An 18805-nucleotide genomic window follows, 5' to 3' on the forward strand; every position below is an offset into this window, starting at 1 on the left:
AATGAATAGTTATTTTTCTCACGATTCTAATGCTAAGGATGATTTTAATATAATTCAAGTTAGAATGAAGTACGGTGCTAAGGGATATGGCATCTATTTTATGATTATTGAGTGTTTACGCGATCAAGAAAACTACACTTTGTTAAAGGATTATGACACATTAAACTTTATTATCCGTGATGAGGTGGAAACTATCCGCGATATTGTAGAGAATTTTGGGCTTTTTAAATTTAAGGATAACAAATTTTATTCCCAATCTTTAATAGATCGTATGGCCTTAAAGGATGATATAAGTAAGAAACGTTCCGATGCTGGGAAAAAAGGTGCTACACAGCGTTGGGATAGCAAAAGTATGGCAAAGCCATTAGCAAACGATAGCAAAGCCATTAATAGCAAAATAGCAAAAAATAGCAAAGCCATTTCTAGCAAAATGGCAAACGATAGCAATAAAAGTAAAGTAAATAAAAGTAAAGTAAATAAAAGTAAAGTAAATAATAATCATCATTATCATGATGATGGTAATAAGAACGATAACGACGATTTTAAAAGTCTAATAGACTATTACCAAAAAAATATCGGAGTTACTAATCCTATCGTTATTCAGCAGCTGAAAGAATCAGTTAACGACTTTATAAAACAATCTACCTCCGCTAAAGAATCGTATCAAATTGTCAGGCTGGCTATTGAGTTAACGGCTAAGAATAATATACACAGGTGGAGTTATACGAATGCTATATTACTTAATTGGCAAAATAACAACTTGTTTACCTTATCAAATATCAAAGCCAATCAAAAAGAACACGGTAATACTTTAAATGCTGATGACATTGAAGAAAAATATAATCATAGTGCGGAAACATCTGGACTAGGGTTCTAGGAGGCAAAAATGAAAAATGTATTTAATCAAAACTATTTGGATCCTCAAATACTAGAACATTTAAAAAACAAGGGCTTAAATATTGATATTAAAAGTATCGAACGTGATCGCGATATAAGAGAGCAAGAAAATAGTATCAAGTTCACTCAGGCTTATTTTATTAATGATCGTTTAAATATATTTAAAAGTTCACTAATTGGTAACATGAATAGCCTTACTAAGAATTTTAGTGATTTTAATGTTACAAACGATAAACAAAATAATGAATTGCAAAAAGTTATGAATATATCGAATCGAATCAAGAACGGAGAGAAACATAAATTTGTATTCTATGGTAATCCCGGCACAGGTAAAACAATGCTGGCGATTGGCATACTAAACGAGCTAAAACATGATCAAAGATGTTTATTTATAGATATAGCAATGTTCATTGAATTAACTAAACGTTTTAACGATGAGCGTGCAAAACTACAAGTAAACAGCCTCTATAAGGCTATGAGTAATGCTGATATCCTTGTATTAGATGACTTAGGCTCTGAAAGCAATTTAAAACGTTCAGCAAGCGAATCAAGCGAATATAATCAAAAGATTTTATTTAATTTAGCGCAATTAAGAGATGATAAGACCACCATAATTACTACTAACGCTAGTGGCGATGAGTTAAAAAAAATATATAATCCAAAATTAATAAGTAAACTGATTAAAACAGATAAAAGTAATATTGTTCATTTTGATAGTGAGGATTATCGAATATACAAAAATTAATTATTAGGGATGTCATTATGTCATCCCTTTTGTCTTTTATTAAAATAAACAGCATCACTTAAAACACAAAATATAGCCTTTGTAGTCATTTTACTGTAAATCTAACTTCCTATATTGTATATAGCATAAAAAGCCTGTAAGGCTGAAATAATGGCAAAGAAGTACACTTATTATATTCAATGTAATTGATAGGAGTTAAAACATGCAAATAGATAAAAAACAAACAATTAAGAATGTTAAAAACTTTTTTAATTATGAATATCCCAAGTTATTAACTATGTCTAATATTAATTTAACTTTTATCAGTTCTCCAAAAATTGACGGATTACCCAATAGAACAACAAACAGCAATGTGCAAGAAATTAAGATCGTTAATACTTTGAATGCTAACGATGTTGTAACAGGCGTCAAAAAGCTAGTTAATGCTTGCCCGCCTAATTTTAAAACAATACTAAAAGTAAGGTACTTGCAAGGACAAAGTATGACCACAACAATGGCGGCGGTTGGTTATGAATCTACTAGATACCATGAACTACAAAATGAAGCACTATTGTATTTTGCTGATGTATTTATAGATTTCTATGAGTTGCACGCGTTTATAGAGTAAGGCGGAGTTTTCCGCTTTACTTAATTTAACAGCTGTAGCTATAGTTACGGTTGTTAATTTTAAATGGATATATAATCAATAAGCCGAAAACTCGGCCGATTAGATGCAACCATAAGATGTCTTGAGCATCAAAATATAAATCAGTTGCCTGTTGTTTCCTTAACTCGGCTAGTTGGTCTTTTATGTTAGGGTTTGCGAGGGCGCGACTGCCTTCAACCCTTGCTGTTTCGTATCTACATTTATAAGCCTGCTGATACGCCCATGTTGCGTTAAATCGCTGTAAATAAAAGAGGCAAAACAACTTTTGCTTATCTGTAAGCTCGTTGTTTGCCTCTAACTCATCTACTATTTTAGATGCAACTTTTTTCCTTGTGGGTGCAACTTTTTTGTGTTTGGGTGCATCCTTTTTTGATGTAGGTGCATCCCTTTAAAATGTGCGTGTGTATTGTTAAATAAGGGATGATCATGTCTAAGATCCATATTAGTAAATGCTAGTAAATGCTAAGATTTTTCTGAGCATGTTAATAGCAAAAATATGGCAAAGCTATTAGCAAAAAATAGCAATGCCATTTTGCTATTAATGGCAAAATGCTAACTACCAAAATAGCAAAATATAGCACTTAAAAAAGCTACCACCTATAAATAGATGATAGCTAACGCCCCTCCAGTAAATTTTTATTTATATATAAAATTGACTACCATATTGACTACCATTTGACTACCAAAACGATGTAATTGAATATTACTTAAAATTATCATGGTCAAACAAAAAACCAGTTATACCAAGGCTTTCAGCGCCTAATATAACTGGTTATTTTTTGATTAGTGGAGATGAGGGGAATCGAACCCCTGTCCAAGCATAATGCTATGCAAGCCTCTACACTCATAGTTGTACTATTTATAATTTCGCCACTATGAACGCCGCACAACCTGGCTAGCCACAGTGGCTAACCCCGATTAATCTCTTTTTAACTTGTTCAGGCTGGACAAATCAAACGTAGCTCAATTAATTTGAGACCCGGCTCTGACCCTTGAGCAAAATCAGACGGATCACGATTAGACTGTTTTTAGGCAGCTAATGCGTAAGAATTATTATTTTTTGCAGTTATAATAAACTGTGTGTTTTTTCGGAACACGAAAACCGAAGTGCAGCCTACACGCTATTACACATGTCGAATCCAGAACATCCCCAAGATGCACCTTATTATAATAACGAATTTATGTTTATTTGGCAAATTTCAACCCTTGCCAGCTTTATTTTTAACCTAAAAAGTGCATTATGGTCCCGCCTTCGATCAATATAAATGAACCTATACCGATATATACAACGGCAGTAATATATCTCCCCCACTTCTCCAAAACATCTGCCACCTTAGGTATCTTAACTAACAAGTATCCGATGTAACAAAATAGTGTCAACATGAAGAAGAAAGTAATTAAAATTATAATTAAGCTACTAACGCTAGACTGAACAAATATCGGAACATAAATCCCGATATTATCTGCTCCACAAGTGGCAATAGTTATTAAAGCAACGTTCAAAATAACACTTGAACGTTTTTTCATACCGTTCTCCACTGCATCATCGTCATCATCTTCACCTAAGAATAATAACTTTAATCCCATAAAAATTGGAATCAACCCTAACAGTCCTAAAATCCATTCGTCTGGAATAAAGCCCAAAACAAATGCCATCAATAAACTCGTAATGACTAAGGTCGAAGTTCCTAAAATATCTCCAAGATAAACTAACCATCGCTGATTGGGTTTGGTTGACCCAAAGATAACCATCAGAATAATCAAATAGTCTATACTAGTAGATATATAAGCCGTCACACCTGTTAAAATAGCTTTTAACATTATTGTCACCTCTAATTTCTTTAATTCATTTCATATGATAACATCATCATATGAAACTTTCAACATATGTAGGAGGAATTATTTTGAATAACGTAAAACTAATCGCACCTGATCTGCTTGATGAAGCACAAAAAATCATAAGAATCCTCAACAACCCCACTAGACTGCAGATGCTCAATATTCTTGAGCAAAAGGAAATGAGTGTCAGTGAAATCGTTGATTTATTAGGAATGGAACAGTCTGCTGTTTCTCATCAATTGGCATTACTACGCAAATATCAACTAGTTAGCTCTCAAAAAAAGGGTAAATCTAATTATTACAAATTAAATGACCCACACATTTTAGACGTTATAAACGAGACGCTTGAACATGCGGATCACGTAATGCGCGGCAAAAAACACGGAGAATAGTTTTAATTGTGATATTTTTATCATAAAAACAAAGAATATTCCATTAATATATTGATAACGATTTCAAAATGACATAACCTAAGGATGTACGTTGTATTTGGTTACAAATATTTTCATAAATTCACAGGAGGCTTTTGCATGTCAAAGAAAAAGATTGTTATTGTTGGAGCATCACACGGTGGGCATCAATCCATCATCGAATTATTGAATAGATATAGTGACGTAGATATCACCTTATTTGAAGCTGGTGATTTCATTTCATTTATGTCATGTGGCATGGAGCTGTTTTTGGAAGACGGCGTCACAGATGTTAATGACGTCAGAAACTTCAGTGAAAATAGTTTTCCACAAGATAATGTTCATATTTTGAACAATCATCTCGTTCAAAAAATCAACGCTGACAAGAAGACTGTCTCTGTCTTGGATTCAACTACTAATGAAACTAAGGATTACGAGTATGACAAACTGATCCTCAGTTCTGGTGTAACTCCAAAATCACTTCCTGTTCCAGGTAATGAATTAGAAAATGTTTACCTGATGAGAGGATATGACTGGGCAACTAAGATCAAGGCAAAATTAAATGATCCTGAGACAAAGAACATTACAGTTATAGGAGCTGGTTACATCGGTATCGAAGCCGCTGAAGCCGCAACTAAAGCTGGTAAAAAAGTTACCCTGATGGACGTTATCGACCGTCCACTAGGTACTTACTTGGACGAAGATATGACTTCGATCCTTGAAAGACATCTAATCAAAAATGGCGTCAATGTAGTGATGGATGCCAAAATCCAAGAATATATCGGTGATGACAAAGTCACCGCCGTTAAGACACAAAATGATGAATATCCAGCCGACTTAGTTATCCAAGCTGCTGGTGTGCAACCTAATACTGATTGGCTCAAGGGAGTGATTGATCTAGATGATCGTGGTTGGATCAAGACCGATGAATATCTCCGGACCAACGTCCCAGACGTCTACGCTATGGGTGATGCTACATTGGCATACTCCATCCCTGCAGAAACTCACGTGCCAATCGCATTAGCAACCGTTGTCCGTCGTGAAGCTAGATATGTGATCAAGCATTTGTTTGAAGACAAACCCGCCGCACCATTCAAGGGTGTTGTCGGATCTTCTGCTTTGAGTGTCTTCGACTATCACTTCGCTGAGAGTGGTTTGAATTCCTTCACCGCAAAACGTGCAGGTGTCAAATTCGTCACTTCATTCTACAGTGATACTCTACGTCCTAAGTATGTTCCAGCTGATAAGGGCAACGTAAAAGTACACGTATACTTAGCCTATAACCCTGACAATCATCAAATCTTAGGTGGCGCCGTATTATCCAAGTACGACATTACTGCTCAAGGAAACGTCTTAGCTCTGGCAATCGAAAATAAATTGAAGCTTGAAGATTTAGCAGAAGCCGATTTCTTCTTCCAACCCGGATTTGACCGTCAATGGAGCATGTTAAACTTAGCCGCACAACATGCTTTAAATGAAGACAAATTTTAAAAATACCCAAAGAGTGCCATAAATAATTGGTACTCTTTTTTTGCACTCAATTATTTGAATTTTCTTTAATTAATTTTAAAAACACAGATTTACAGGAAAAAATTGGTATTATAGATACATGTAAATATCCATTGTTATAGGGGTGAAAAAATGAATAATAACGAAAATATGTCACGTGTAGCTTTGCGCAGATCACAAAAAAGACCATTTTTCAAAAAATGGTGGTTTTGGCTACTACTATTATTAATAGTTATCGCTGTTGGCTTGGGATTATTTGGTTATATCAATCATAAAGACGACAGTTCCAGTGATAATAAGACTGAAAAGGTTGAAAAAACTAAGTCTTCTACGAAGAAGAAAAAGACTAAGACGACGTCAAACGATGGCGGAATCACGCTTGAACAGTTCAATAATATCGCCTTAGATCCTGATAACGGAACTTCGTGGGACACTATCAAACCAATTTTTGGTCAACCTGCTAGTCACTCTACTGGTAATGTCCAGGGTGTTGACGTTGATCTACAAACTTGGGATAAAGTGGCCGATGCTGACAGTAACGCAACGATTTCTGTCGGTTTTTCGAACAATCATGCAGTAAGTAAGACTATCACTGGTTTGAAGGTCAGTCGGGATAATAAGATAGATATCCAAACATACGCTAAGATCGAAAGTGACCAAAACACCGATGATGTCATAAAACTGCTAGGTCAACCTAATGGCTACGATAATTCATCGATCAATGGAACATCTCTCAGCAAACTGACCTACACATCTGGTATCAAAGGTGACGCTGGAGCTAAGATCGAAGTGACTCTTACTAACGATAAAGTTACTGAGCAGACACAAAGCAGCGTTAAATAAGGTTTTTTAAGTTTTCTTAATATTTAATAACACCAATAATACCAATGGTACAATTCTTTCTGGTGGAATCAGTATAGGTCATCTCCGGGAGTCACGAATGGGGATGACCTTTTTGTATACCTTTATTAAAATAATAATCAAAATATATTGCTTTTTTTGCAATAATCATCTAGTATGTACAAGATTGATAGGAAAACTATCGCCGATTTCGGCGGTGGTTTTTTTTAAGCGCTTTTAGCGATATTGAGAGGAGGATTATCATGGAAAAAAATAAAAAGTCCATTTATATTTTAATTTTTAGTAACTTTCTGATTTGTTTAGGTATTGGTTTAGTGATTCCCGTCACGCCTTTTATCAAAAATGAATTTCATTATACAACATCTCAGATGGGAGTTATGACTTCACTATTTGCTTTCGCACAGTTTATCGCTTCACCTATTGTTGGTAGAATGTCTGATAAAATCGGTCGTAAACCTGTTATTGTGTTCGGCTTATTTACATACATGATTTCAGAGTTTATTTTTGCGATTGCTACAACATTGCCACTATTCAACCTATCACGTATCATAGGTGGATTATCCGCTGCCATGGTAATCCCAACTTCGATGGCACTCGGATCTGACTTAACGACCTTAAAAGAACGCGCTAAGGTCATTGGCTGGCTGTCAGCTGCCTTTAGTGGTGGACTGATCCTAGGTCCCGGTCTTGGTGGTATTCTTGCAGGAATCAGTTATAAGACACCTTTCTGGGTTGCTGGTATTTTAGCGATCACCAGTTGTATCTTTACACAGATATTCCTCAAGGAAAGTAAAGAAACCATTGAATTAGAACGTAAACAAGATGCCAAGAGTAAACAAAGTAAAACTTCTATCATATCGATTCTGACATTGCCAATGGTAGTGCTTTTCGGAATGATCCTAGTTTCATCCTTTGGCCTTCAAGGATTCGAAAGTATCTATAGTATCTACGTAAATCAAGTTTTTAATTTTGGATTGGGTACGATTGCATTAGTATTGACACTTAACGGTATAATTTCTTTGATATTACAGGTAGCAGCATTCAACTGGCTCATCAACAAAATCGGTGAAGTCGGCTTGATAAGTTACTGTTTCCTACTGAGTGCCGTCTGTGTATTTTGGATTACACGAGCACATACCAATGTGGAAGTAATCGTGGCAACACTGATCATTTTCTCATCGTTTGACTTATTGCGTCCAGCGATCACGACGCTATTAACGAAGGCAAGTAGATCTAATCAAGGACTTATCAACGGGATGAACATGTCCCTCACTAGTATCGGTAACGTTATTGGACCTTTGATGTCAGGTGCATTGATGGATTGGAACACGCATTATCCATATGTTGTCGTTTCTATCATCCTCGCAGCTTCATACTTGTTAACATTTGTAGTCAAAAGATTCCCACTTGTTGCAGCTGAAGCATATTAAAAAAGCTGAGCTTTCTAAGCTCAGCTTTTTTTCGTCCAAATCATAGTTATCTCGGATTCACCCGTATCTTTATCGATTCCCTCGGACTTGATCGTAAAACCATTAACACGATAAAAATTAAGTGCTTTGAAGTTTTTAACATAACAGCTAACTATCAGGTCATCATGATTCTCTTTAACATGATCAGATAATTCCTTACCGATTCCCTGACTTCGATATTCTTTTTTTATAAATACACCAGCGATGTAGTTACCATTCAAGCCAATGAAGCCGGCCACCGCATCGTCGATTTTGTAAACATATACTTCCGAACTAGAGAATTCTTTTTTTACTTGTTCAAAATTTCTTTTCCAATATCTTGGACTAATAAAATCATGAGCATCTAAATTCCCCTCAAGCCAAATATTAGCAACTTGATCAATTTCATTCAGTGTCATTTTCTCAATCATTTTTAAACAATCCCCTAGCCATAAAAAATTTGATGTGGTATTATTCTATGATAAATCAATACACCGCCGGGTGTCACTAAAAAAAGTATTCTTAACAATTCCATTAGGCCTATGAAGGAATTGCTAGGGATACTTTATTTTTTTTCGGGAGGAATTTATTATGAATTGGATTTATTTATTAGTTGCTGGAGGATTTGAAGTCGTTTGGGCCTCAATGATGAAACTCAGTCACGGATTTACCAAGTTGAACTACACAGTCTTAACTGTCATCGGAATGATAATTAGCTTTGTCCTTTTAGCCAAAGCCACTAAAAGTTTACCACTGAGCATCGCCTATCCTATCTGGACTGGTATTGGTGCACTTGGGTCTATTTTAGTAGGTTATTTCATTTTTGGCGATAAAATTTCACCAATAACCTGGATCTTCATTATCCTATTACTAGTCAGTATCATTGGCATCAAACTAACTACTACGAATTAATATTTTTTAGTTAAGCGTTCCCTCAATATTTGAATACAATTATTTAAATGATATTTAATAACGGGTTGTATTCACCATATGAATGATTTTATACTTAAAGTGTGTAAATTTGTGAAAGGGGAAATATTATGGGGAAAAAATTACGAAATATTTTTACTATAGTATTTGTGGCATTGGGGATGTTCATTCTGGCATTGAGTTTTCACTCGAATGACGCCGTTGCAGCAACTAATTACACTAGTGAACAGCTGATCTCTAATGCACAAATTGTCAACCAGAACAAGGACTACAGCTATTCCAGCTCTGTTGGCGTCAAATACGAGTGGGACACCACTGGTACTGGTATCAGTTTGCAAAATGGTGACACTTTGACTATGGCGTTGCCTGATCAACTGAGATCCAATAGCAAGGCTGGAGTTCCATTTAATGTCAAGGATGACGCAGGTAACGTTATCGGGAGTGCCGTAGTTAACTCCGATAATACCGTTACTGTCACCTTTACTGATGTCGAGCAATACAATGATGTTAAGGGTTCAATTGAAATCGGTAGTGGTATCGGGGTCAGTGACAGTGCCCTAGTTGGTCCAAATGACGTTGTATTTCCAACACAAAGCGGTGGTCAGCACAGCAATATGAACATCGTTCCGTCAGAAAAAAATATCTCTAAAAAAGGTACGATCGGAACCGACGAAAATGGCGATCCCATCGTAACTTGGACGATTCTGGCTAACAGACAACCACTTGACTTAGGTAACCTAAACGTTTATGAGACTGTCACTGATAAGAATCTAGAATACATTCCTGGATCAGTAATTGTACATGAAGCAGAGTGGAGAACACAATCTTCATATACAAAGGGAAGACCCTTATCTAGCAATGAATACGCTTTGAAAGAGTCTTCAACTGGGTTTGATCTTCATATACCAGGTTCAAATAACCAAATGTATGCCATCACGATGCAGACTAAGATCGTTCCACCTGACAAAGCTGTGGATGGAACAACTTTAAAAAATAAAGCTGAAATGACGTGGGGAGTTCCCGGCTCTAATGGCGAGACACCACGTGAATCTGCAAGTGGTAGTGTAACTTCAGAGCCTGATAACGGAAATTCTGGTTCTGGTAGTGGTGATTTCTATGGATCAGTTGAGTTACAAAAACTTGACGCAGACTCAGATACTACACTATCAGGCGCAGTTTATGAATTGTATCAAGTTATGGCTGGGGACGATAAACTAGTCAAATCTAACTTGACAACTGATGAAAATGGAAAAATCAATGTTTCAAACTTACCAGCCGGAAATTACTACTTCAAGGAAGTAACACCTCCGAGTGGATATGAACCAAGTAGTAATGAAATTCCATTTACTATCAGCGGTGAAAAGGATAGTCCAACTATTCAATTAGTGACTAAGGACGAACAGGAAAGTAATGCAAATCCAGAAGGATCGATCATAGTTCAAAAAATCGATTCTACAACTGGTCATAAATTAGCGGGCGCTGAATACGACATCATCGACAAGGATGGTAATGTCGTTGCACATATCGTAGCCGACAAGTATGGTGTGGCATCATATTACAATTTACCAATCGGTCATTATATCCTTCGTGAAACCAAAGCACCGGATGGCTATGTAGTTGGTAAAGATATTGAATTCGACATCACCGAAGACAACTTAACACCTGGATTAATAACGATGGAGAACGAGAAGGAATCAGTCGATGATCCACTCTATTCTGTAATCCTTCAAAAATTCGATACTGATGAATTAGAAAACGACATTCATATCGGAGTTCCAGGTGCGATCTATGGACTATATGACGAAGATGGAAATATCATCGAGAGTAAAATAACTGATGAGAATGGGGTTATCACTGTCGAAGGACTACCATCTGGAACATATTACTTCCAAGAAGTTGAAGCTCCTTCAGGGTACGAGATCAATGATGAGAAAATCTACTTCACTATTGAAAATGACAATATTGCATTGGGTGAACTGACAACTTCAGATCCCAAGAAAAATACAGGCGGTTCTAGCGGTGGAGATACCGAAAATCCAGATGTAGATAATAATAATAACGAAGACGACAATGGCTTAATTACCAATCCGTCAAATCCTGACGATAATAATGGTAACGGCTCATCCAATAACACAGGTAATAATGACAAACCACAAACATACTTGCCTCAAACAAGTTCACAAAGTGGCGTATTAACTAGTCTTATTGGTTTATTAGCTTTAACAAGTATTATTTACTTCAAACGTCGCAAAATATAATAATCGTACTAAAAAAGCTCAGGCAATTCAATTTGCTTGAGCTTTTTTGCTATCCCTGAGTAGGATTATGATTTTCACGTGCAGATGTATCAGGAAATGCATTCAAAGTTTTCATATCAGCTTCACTGATTTCAAAATCTAGTTTTGCATTGTCCTTTATATGATCCACATGAATCGCTTTGGGTAGTGGCAATACATCATTTTGGATAACAAATCGCAATGCCAAACGTGGAATACTTACACCGTATTTCTCGGCGATCGATTTGATTTGTTCGTTACGTAACAACCCACCTGTGGCTAATGGAGAATAAGCTTCGACCAAAATATCATTCTTTTGTGCATACTCAGTAATCTTAGGTTCAGTGAATCCAACATAGTATTGAATTTGATCGATCATAGGTTTGACAGTTGCATCTTTTTGAATGTTCTCCAAATCATGAACTGTAAAATTAGAAACACCGATCGCACGGACTTTTTTAGTAGCATATATTTCTTCCATTGCCCGCCAAACATCGCGGTTTTGTTCATCGCAATTCTTGCCGATTTCATCCCATGGCCATGGAGCATGAATTATATACAGATCCAAATAATCAATATCCAAATTATCCATCGTCGTCTGGAAGTCTGTCAGTGCTCCTTCATAGCTCTTAGTTGCTCCCGGAAGTTTTGAAGTTACGAAGATATCCTTACGATCGATACCAGAATCTCTAATAGCTTCACCAACACTCTTTTCGTTGCCATATGCCAAGGCCGTATCAATGTGACGATAGCCTTCTTTGAGCGCATTGGTCACTGCATTGTATGTCGTTTTACCTTCTGGAATTTGCCAAGTACCAAATCCAACCTTAGGGATCTTAACCCCATTATTCAACGTGAATGTTTCCGTTAACGTACTCATAAATGCACTTCCTTTATAATTTTTATCAACAAATTAATATTACATTTCCATTCAATCCACGTAAAACATTATCACTCGAATCATAAAATATCCTAGAAAGCCCCACCGCCTGAGCCTCCACCAAAGCCACCTGAACTGCCGCCAGAAAATCCACCAGTGCCACCAGTAGTGGATGATGAACCAGCTGACTGACTATATGTGAATGCATTTGCGAACGAACGATCTAGATTCATACTGCTACCTAAACTACCGATACCCCAGTAGTAATACATCATCCCTGGATTAGCTTCAAAAGCTTCCGTACCGAATTCGACTTTCAATGCCTTTACCACTTTCTTTGAGATACCAAAAGCTACTGCATACGGTAGGATCTGTTCCCACAAAATCAAATCTCCCACTTCAGCTAGATTCAAATCATCTACGTCCTCAAACATGCGCTTGAAGGCTTGTAATTCATTAGCTACCTGCTCACCATGCTCTGTATAAGAGCTTATTCTCCTCTTTGCAAGTAAATATACTACCCATATTATAAAAATCGTTATAACGGATATTATTGAGAACACCATTGCCCACGATTTAACCAAAAATACAGCTAAGATGACAGATACGATTAATAAAAATGTGATGAAGATACCTGAAAGCAACAATCTAGATAACGTATCATGATTGTTGGTATCGATGTATTTTTCATTATCATTAGCCGCACGTGCCTTCCAATCATCGAATTCTTGAAATAATTTACCCTTTTTATCATGTTTTGCATATTTATTGAGTTCTTTGATAGTGACACTAGTACCATCACCAATAGTTTGAATCATGAATTTTAGTAAGTCATCCTGTGGTTCCGTCAATGCTGTAATCCTAAAAGTCTTATCTTCCTTCTCAATTTTCAGATTACGCTTGCTGGCTTGCATTAGGACATCCCCCGTAAAGCCTTTATTATCACCGATATTGGATTTATTCAAGATGACGTTAGCCATACTTGGTGCAACGTCAGGTACATCAAACCAATGATATAGCGGCGTAGGCATCGGATGCTTATCAATAGGATGTCTTCGCCACTGAATTGCATTGTACAAGAAGATCATCAGTACTATCAAAACCATAATTACAATAGCAATCTTAGAGACACGTGTTGGCATTTGACGCTGATAATTAGCTTCTTCAGCTAGTTTCTTTTCCTTAGCTAAAATACTACTCTTAACTTTTTTATCGACCGTATTAGTGTTCAGAGGTGTGACACTAGTTGGAAAAATAATATGACTCTCGACCGTATCGCCCTCATCTACTGAGCCGACTGTTAAAATAACTCGGCCATTCTTTCGATCGACCTTGTTATGACCGTCTAAACTACCATGTGCCCACGCCTTGAGTGAACTAATATTGTTAGCCGGCAAATTAATAGTTACCTTTACGTTGTTTAAATCCTGATCCCAACCACCACCGATAACTTTCCAGTTTAACTCAGCCGTATCTTGGTAATTTTTGATAACGCCCAATAACTTGTACCGATAAATAAAAGTGACTTTTTTATCAGAAACAGCGTGATAAACCTTTAATTTTAGATAATCACTCGTCCGATTCACTGAAAAAGAATTATTCTGTTCCGTTGATGACTGAACGAGTTTTTCTACACGCCCATCTTCCTTTACCGATACACTAGGTTCACCAGCGCCCTTGATTCCTCTGATATCTTGATTGTAAAAAACCCCGTGAAAATCACCATCAAAATCATAGGTAACATATTGAACTAATTCAGCGTTACCTTCTTTATCCACATCAATATTTGCCGTATATTTCGTGATGTCATAATCACCATCCGCTTGAACATTTGTCGTAAATAGACTAAATGAAAAGATGGCCATCATCACAGCAAAAATATTTAAAATGATTTTTTTCATATGGACCCCCCTATATTAAAAAATCCACTACATTTTGTAGCGGATTTTAATTTACAGTAATCTTTGTAACCATGATTTGTTCAAGAATTCTTGCCAATAAGTCGAAGATTGTTGTAACAAAGCATCGTTAGACAAAACATACTTCCGATAAGGAACATGATTAGGTAACTGCGCTTGCCCAGCCAAGAATCTATCATCTTGAACTCTGACCAAGTTGATATTGTAATTTGCGGTCATTTTGTACCCTACATTAACAGCGCACATTGCCAAAATCACGACCAGTATAATTCGTGATTTATCAACAATCGCTTTGCTGAAATAACTAGCGGCTGTCAATACATATATGATTGTAGCAATATATAGAAAAACATACGAAGTAAAGAACTCACGTGAATTTATCGGAGAAATTATCACAATAAATGGTGATATCAAAGCAAAGTAGGTAAACATGCTAAAGTACAACACATAATTCTTCTTAAGTTTAAATAAATAAATCGTGCAGAAAATTAAAAATAACCAATATACGATTGTCATTACACCATCTAGAAGTGTAATTTTGGTACTCAAATCACGATACATAAAGAATTGGTCATAATGGTGCCGACCTAGCCAAAAGTTAATTAGAAGATAATACATGATGAAGAAACAAGCTCCAATGTTCATTATCCACTTTACTTTGCTGGCATGCTTTAATTTATTTGTGGCAATAATAATAATTGCCAGGCACAAGACGACATTGACGATCAGATTTAACGTATTGAACCAGTAATGTGTGATATAAAAATAATTATTTATAATTCCATGAATATCAAAATTAGTATCTCGATACGTTGATTTCTCATGATAGGCCGGATGACTAAACATGATTGCAGCCGACAAAATGGCTCCAGCCAAATAGCTACCTTCAAACCATTCAAAACCTCTGTGGTAGAAATACTTACCAGCTAAAATGACCACTACACCAATAAAAATTTGATATAGCGTCAGATGCTCAACGAACAATCCGCCAACCAGACTCATCAAAAATGTCGCTATTGCTAGAAGAATAGGATTATAAATCTTTTCTCCATCGTACAGGTCCTTGATAAAGGTCAAAAATAATAACATCAATGCCAGTGGTGGGATGTAATTAACAAATCCAGCATTCCAAGCAAAAACCGTACTAATGTAACCATCTTGAAATGTAAAAACGAATAGTCCACTTAAAACCAACGATAATTTGGACTTGTTAGTCAATTTCCAAATACACCAGATCAATAATGTCCAAAAAACAGCGTACATCAACATTGCGAATAGTAGATGATGTACTGTAAAAATTTCAGAAAGATTCCCGATCCAGCGACCATTACTACTACCACCATAAATCTTTTGTGGACCATAGAATCCGTGATTCATTAAATACTGACCTTGCTCACCACCCCAGAAAAAATCATCTCCAGATGGTATCACAAGAAATCTAATGATAAAAAAATACAAGAAAACAATTGGAAAAAATATTTTTTCCCATCCCCTAGTTTTACTTTGCATGAAGTTCCTCCAAAATCAAATATCTATTACAGTATAACCTATAATAATCATCAATTGCAGAACCAAAAAAAGTGACCCGATATCTAATCGAGTCACCTAATATTAATCATTCCAAATCTCTTTAGCGCGATTGAATGCAGACCAAGCCTTAGGCCATCCAGCGTAAAATGATAAGTGCGTAATCTCTGCCACAATCTCCTCTTTGGTAATGCCATTTTTCTTACCAATTCTTAGATGAGTTTCCAGTTGTTCTATATTTCCTGCGGAAATAATGCTAGCAATAGTAATCATTGATCTGTCATGTGCTGATAGTTCATTTTCCTTGCTCCATACCTCACCAAATAGTACATCATCGTTCAATTTAGCAAATTGTGGTGCAAATTCACCAAGTTGTTCTTGTCCAGCTGTTTGTTTTTTCATTTTGTTTCCTCCAAGTCATCCTATGTTTTGATAAATCCATTAAATCACTTGAAGTTAACTTTAAGTCAATGATTATTTTGATATTATTATGGTTTGTTAGTGAAATGAAAAATCACTGATGAATCCCTCATGTCGAATCTCGATATTGCCAATGTATTGGGAATATCACACACAATTTTGTCGTGGATGTTCAAATGTAACAATCCCTTCTAAGGTCTATATCCATCTATTAAATGACTATCGTCAACGTGAGGATACAAAGCTCTTGATCAACTCTAAAAAGGTGCTCAAAAGGTGCCCAAAATACTTAAAAAGTGCCAAAAAGTACCCCATTTTTTTCACAAGCGAGTAATGAGTTAGGGAAACAAAAAAAGCCCTAAATGCTGATTTAACAACGTTTAGAACTAAATGTTATCAACTCGGTTAAGAGTTAGTATTCACATGTAATACCGGTGATCGGGGTCGAACCGATACTCCTTATACAGGAACGGGATTTTGAATCCCGCGCGTCTGCCAATTCCGCCACACCGGCATTTTAATATCTAGGCATAGCCCAAAGGCGGTAACCGGATTTGAACCGGTGATGAAGGTTTTGCAGACCTCTGCCTTACCACTTGGCTATACCGCCATATCGTATATTAGAACAATTGGGTTAGCTGGATTCGAACCAGCGCATGATGGAGTCAAAGTCCATTGCCTTACCGCTTGGCTATAACCCAATAATAAAGGGCGGTATGTGGGAGTCGAACCCACGTGTGCCGGTGCCACAAACCGGTGTGTTAACCACTTCACCAATACCGCCATGATAAAAGGTAGAAACAGGGATAGTAGGAATTGAACCCACACTGACGGTTTTGGAGACCGTAGTTCTACCTTTAAACTATATCCCTAAACTATGGAGGGGAGTGGATTCGAACCACCGAACCCGAAGGAGCGGATTTACAGTCCGCCGCGTTTAGCCAGACTTCGCTACCCCTCCAAAATGGCGCGGGACGGAATCGAACCGCCGACACATGGAGCTTCAATCCATTGCTCTACCGACTGAGCTACCGAGCCATTAACGGTCCCTGCGGGAATCGAACCCGCGATCTCCTGCGTGACAGGCAGGCGTCCTAACCAACTAGACCAAGGAACCAAAAGGTTAATCATTTTAAAGCTAATTGCGGGAGCAGGGTTTGAACCTACGACCTTCGGGTTATGAGCCCGACGAGCTACCAGACTGCTCCATCCCGCGATAATAAAAATAAAACTTGTAATACTCTGTAAGGAGGATGTGGGATTCGAACCCACGCGCGGTTTGACCCGCCTGACGGTTTTCAAGACCGTTCCCTTAAGCCGGACTTGGGTAATCCTCCATGCTTAAAAAGTAAAACATATAAGTTGTAATGACGTATAACGTCAATGACCCGTACGGGATTTGAACCCATGTTACCGCCGTGAAAGGGCGGTGTCTTAACCACTTGACCAACGGGTCATAAAAAACGGAGAAGGAGGGATTTGAACCCTCGCGCCGCGTTAGCGACCTACACCCTTAGCAGGGGCGCCTCTTCAGCCACTTGAGTACTTCTCCAGACATAGTGGGCCTAAATGGACTTGAACCATCGACCTCACGCTTATCAGGCGTGCGCTCTAAACCAGCTGAGCTATAGGCCCATAACAAGCGGCAAAGCGGGTGACGAGAATCGAACTCGCGACAACAGCTTGGAAGGCTGTGGTTTTACCACTAAACTACACCCGCATTAAAGCCTCTAAAGGATTAATATGACAAGGCGCTATCATATTAACGGTCCCTGCGGGAATCGAACCCGCGATCTCCTGCGTGACAGGCAGGCGTCCTAACCAACTAGACCAAGGAACCATGTACAGTAATTCAATTGCGGGAGCAGGGTTTGAACCTACGACCTTCGGGTTATGAGCCCGACGAGCTACCAGACTGCTCCATCCCGCGATAACAATATGAATTTTAGGCTTTATTCCATGCGATGGACCCTGTAGGACTCGAACCTACGACCGAGCGGTTATGAGCCGCCTGCTCTGACCAACTGAGCTAAAGGTCCGGAATAAATAGCGGCGAAGGGGATCGAACCCCCGACCTCCCGGGTATGAACCGGACGCTCTAGCCAGCTGAGCTACACCGCCAAAAATAAAACTTGCAACATAATGCTGCTATCGGGAAGACAGGATTCGAACCTGCGACCCCCTGGTCCCAAACCAGGTGCTCTACCAAGCTGAGCCACTTCCCGAGATAAAACAATGCACCCAGTAGGAGTCGAACCTACAACCTTCTGATTCGTAGTCAGACACTCTATCCAATTGCGCTATGGGTGCATATTCATTATAGTGCCGAGGACCGGAATCGAACCGGTACGGTAATTACTTACCGCAGGATTTTAAGTCCTGTGCGTCTGCCAGTTCCGCCACCCCGGCGTTACTATAATGAAAGCGGAAGACGGGATTCGAACCCGCGACCCCCACCATGGCAAGGTGATGTTCTACCACTGAACTACTTCCGCATA

Annotated in this window: 16 protein-coding genes, 22 tRNA genes and 1 other RNA gene; 9 read left to right on the forward strand and 30 right to left on the reverse strand. The window is 37.8% G+C overall.

Features of this window, described 5'->3' with window-relative positions; translation table 11 throughout:
- Position 1 precedes the first annotated feature (1 nt).
- From AC27FM_RS03690 to AC27FM_RS03700, 3 genes are all read left to right on the forward strand, one after another.
- Entirely contained in the window at positions 2-877 is an 876-nt protein-coding gene (locus tag AC27FM_RS03690; protein ID WP_487086034.1) for a DnaD domain protein, read from the forward strand.
- 9 nt (positions 878-886) lie between these two features.
- A complete protein-coding gene (locus tag AC27FM_RS03695; RefSeq protein WP_487086036.1) occupies positions 887-1642 on the forward strand; it encodes an AAA family ATPase in 756 nt (251 codons plus the stop codon).
- A gap of 202 nt (positions 1643-1844) precedes the next feature.
- Positions 1845-2249 (forward strand): ArpU family phage packaging/lysis transcriptional regulator, encoded by a 405-nt coding sequence (locus AC27FM_RS03700; RefSeq protein ID WP_487086038.1) that lies wholly within the window; start codon positions 1845-1847, stop codon positions 2247-2249.
- A gap of 25 nt (positions 2250-2274) precedes the next feature.
- On the opposite strand, the gene AC27FM_RS03705 is transcribed toward AC27FM_RS03700, so the two are convergent.
- The 3 genes from AC27FM_RS03705 to AC27FM_RS03715 form a co-directional block, all read right to left on the reverse strand.
- The gene (locus tag AC27FM_RS03705; protein WP_487086081.1) at positions 2275-2598 is read right to left on the reverse strand and encodes a terminase small subunit; all 324 of its coding nucleotides are present in this window, start codon (positions 2596-2598) and stop codon (positions 2275-2277) included.
- Between the two features lie 474 nt (positions 2599-3072).
- Positions 3073-3440: a transfer-messenger RNA gene (ssrA, locus tag AC27FM_RS03710) on the reverse strand.
- Between the two features lie 69 nt (positions 3441-3509).
- Positions 3510-4109 (reverse strand): cadmium resistance transporter, encoded by a 600-nt coding sequence (locus AC27FM_RS03715; protein ID WP_487086040.1) that lies wholly within the window; start codon positions 4107-4109, stop codon positions 3510-3512.
- 50 nt (positions 4110-4159) lie between these two features.
- Between AC27FM_RS03715 and AC27FM_RS03720 the strand changes: the two genes are divergently transcribed.
- From AC27FM_RS03720 to AC27FM_RS03735, 4 genes are all read left to right on the forward strand, one after another.
- A complete protein-coding gene (locus tag AC27FM_RS03720) occupies positions 4160-4519 on the forward strand; it encodes an ArsR/SmtB family transcription factor (RefSeq protein WP_487086042.1) in 360 nt (119 codons plus the stop codon).
- Between the two features lie 138 nt (positions 4520-4657).
- A complete protein-coding gene (locus AC27FM_RS03725; RefSeq protein ID WP_487086043.1) occupies positions 4658-6028 on the forward strand; it encodes an FAD-dependent oxidoreductase in 1371 nt (456 codons plus the stop codon).
- 150 nt (positions 6029-6178) lie between these two features.
- The gene (locus AC27FM_RS03730; protein WP_487086044.1) at positions 6179-6889 is read left to right on the forward strand and encodes a DUF3862 domain-containing protein; all 711 of its coding nucleotides are present in this window, start codon (positions 6179-6181) and stop codon (positions 6887-6889) included.
- A gap of 257 nt (positions 6890-7146) precedes the next feature.
- A complete protein-coding gene (locus AC27FM_RS03735; RefSeq protein ID WP_487086082.1) occupies positions 7147-8337 on the forward strand; it encodes an MFS transporter in 1191 nt (396 codons plus the stop codon).
- A 20-nt stretch (positions 8338-8357) separates the two neighbouring features.
- Here the strand turns inward: AC27FM_RS03735 and AC27FM_RS03740 are convergent, their stop codons facing one another.
- A complete protein-coding gene (locus AC27FM_RS03740; RefSeq protein ID WP_487086045.1) occupies positions 8358-8786 on the reverse strand; it encodes a GNAT family N-acetyltransferase in 429 nt (142 codons plus the stop codon).
- A 160-nt stretch (positions 8787-8946) separates the two neighbouring features.
- On the opposite strand from AC27FM_RS03740, the gene AC27FM_RS03745 reads away from it, so the two are divergent.
- Together AC27FM_RS03745 and AC27FM_RS03750 are read left to right on the forward strand one after the other, a co-directional pair.
- A complete protein-coding gene (locus tag AC27FM_RS03745) occupies positions 8947-9267 on the forward strand; it encodes a DMT family transporter (RefSeq protein WP_487086047.1) in 321 nt (106 codons plus the stop codon).
- 128 nt (positions 9268-9395) lie between these two features.
- Positions 9396-11543 carry a SpaA isopeptide-forming pilin-related protein gene (locus AC27FM_RS03750; protein WP_487086048.1) on the forward strand — a complete coding sequence of 716 codons (2148 nt, stop codon included), beginning with the start codon at positions 9396-9398 and terminating at the stop codon, positions 11541-11543.
- 49 nt (positions 11544-11592) lie between these two features.
- Here AC27FM_RS03750 and AC27FM_RS03755 read toward each other — a convergent pair whose 3' ends face one another.
- The 26 genes from AC27FM_RS03755 to AC27FM_RS03880 form a co-directional block, all read right to left on the reverse strand.
- Positions 11593-12441 carry an aldo/keto reductase gene (locus AC27FM_RS03755; protein ID WP_487086049.1) on the reverse strand — a complete coding sequence of 283 codons (849 nt, stop codon included), beginning with the start codon at positions 12439-12441 and terminating at the stop codon, positions 11593-11595.
- 92 nt (positions 12442-12533) lie between these two features.
- Positions 12534-14342: a DUF2207 family protein gene (locus AC27FM_RS03760; RefSeq protein WP_487086050.1), complete on the reverse strand. Its 1809-nt coding sequence runs from the start codon at positions 14340-14342 to the stop codon at positions 12534-12536.
- Positions 14343-14393: 51 nt separating this feature from the next.
- Complete coding sequence (locus tag AC27FM_RS03765) at positions 14394-15869, reverse strand: DUF6056 family protein (protein WP_487086051.1); 1476 nt, start codon at positions 15867-15869, stop codon at positions 14394-14396.
- A gap of 102 nt (positions 15870-15971) precedes the next feature.
- Positions 15972-16289, reverse strand: a complete 318-nt coding sequence (locus AC27FM_RS03770) for a carboxymuconolactone decarboxylase family protein (protein ID WP_487086052.1) — start codon at positions 16287-16289, stop codon at positions 15972-15974.
- Positions 16290-16736: 447 nt separating this feature from the next.
- Positions 16737-16821: transfer RNA gene (locus AC27FM_RS03775), tRNA-Leu, on the reverse strand.
- A 25-nt stretch (positions 16822-16846) separates the two neighbouring features.
- Positions 16847-16917 (reverse strand) — tRNA-Cys (locus AC27FM_RS03780).
- Between the two features lie 19 nt (positions 16918-16936).
- Positions 16937-17008 (reverse strand) — tRNA-Gln (locus tag AC27FM_RS03785).
- A gap of 9 nt (positions 17009-17017) precedes the next feature.
- Positions 17018-17090, reverse strand: a tRNA-His gene (locus tag AC27FM_RS03790).
- 18 nt (positions 17091-17108) lie between these two features.
- A tRNA-Trp gene (locus AC27FM_RS03795) sits at positions 17109-17179 on the reverse strand.
- 6 nt (positions 17180-17185) lie between these two features.
- A tRNA-Tyr gene (locus AC27FM_RS03800) sits at positions 17186-17268 on the reverse strand.
- Between the two features lie 4 nt (positions 17269-17272).
- A tRNA-Phe gene (locus AC27FM_RS03805) sits at positions 17273-17345 on the reverse strand.
- Between the two features lie 5 nt (positions 17346-17350).
- Positions 17351-17424: transfer RNA gene (locus tag AC27FM_RS03810), tRNA-Asp, on the reverse strand.
- Positions 17425-17449: 25 nt separating this feature from the next.
- Positions 17450-17523: transfer RNA gene (locus AC27FM_RS03815), tRNA-Met, on the reverse strand.
- A gap of 31 nt (positions 17524-17554) precedes the next feature.
- Positions 17555-17644 (reverse strand) — tRNA-Ser (locus AC27FM_RS03820).
- Between the two features lie 47 nt (positions 17645-17691).
- A tRNA-Glu gene (locus tag AC27FM_RS03825) sits at positions 17692-17763 on the reverse strand.
- Positions 17764-17771: 8 nt separating this feature from the next.
- Positions 17772-17859 (reverse strand) — tRNA-Ser (locus AC27FM_RS03830).
- A gap of 8 nt (positions 17860-17867) precedes the next feature.
- Positions 17868-17942: transfer RNA gene (locus tag AC27FM_RS03835), tRNA-Ile, on the reverse strand.
- Positions 17943-17956: 14 nt separating this feature from the next.
- Positions 17957-18027: transfer RNA gene (locus AC27FM_RS03840), tRNA-Gly, on the reverse strand.
- 46 nt (positions 18028-18073) lie between these two features.
- Positions 18074-18147: transfer RNA gene (locus AC27FM_RS03845), tRNA-Asp, on the reverse strand.
- A gap of 16 nt (positions 18148-18163) precedes the next feature.
- Positions 18164-18237 (reverse strand) — tRNA-Met (locus tag AC27FM_RS03850).
- A 35-nt stretch (positions 18238-18272) separates the two neighbouring features.
- Positions 18273-18346: transfer RNA gene (locus AC27FM_RS03855), tRNA-Ile, on the reverse strand.
- Between the two features lie 8 nt (positions 18347-18354).
- Positions 18355-18428 (reverse strand) — tRNA-Met (locus AC27FM_RS03860).
- A gap of 30 nt (positions 18429-18458) precedes the next feature.
- Positions 18459-18532, reverse strand: a tRNA-Pro gene (locus tag AC27FM_RS03865).
- Between the two features lie 11 nt (positions 18533-18543).
- A tRNA-Arg gene (locus AC27FM_RS03870) sits at positions 18544-18617 on the reverse strand.
- 13 nt (positions 18618-18630) lie between these two features.
- Positions 18631-18716: transfer RNA gene (locus tag AC27FM_RS03875), tRNA-Leu, on the reverse strand.
- A 14-nt stretch (positions 18717-18730) separates the two neighbouring features.
- Positions 18731-18802: transfer RNA gene (locus tag AC27FM_RS03880), tRNA-Gly, on the reverse strand.
- Positions 18803-18805 lie beyond the last annotated feature (3 nt).

The sequence above is a fragment of the Companilactobacillus sp. y65-5 genome, assembly GCF_057541095.1.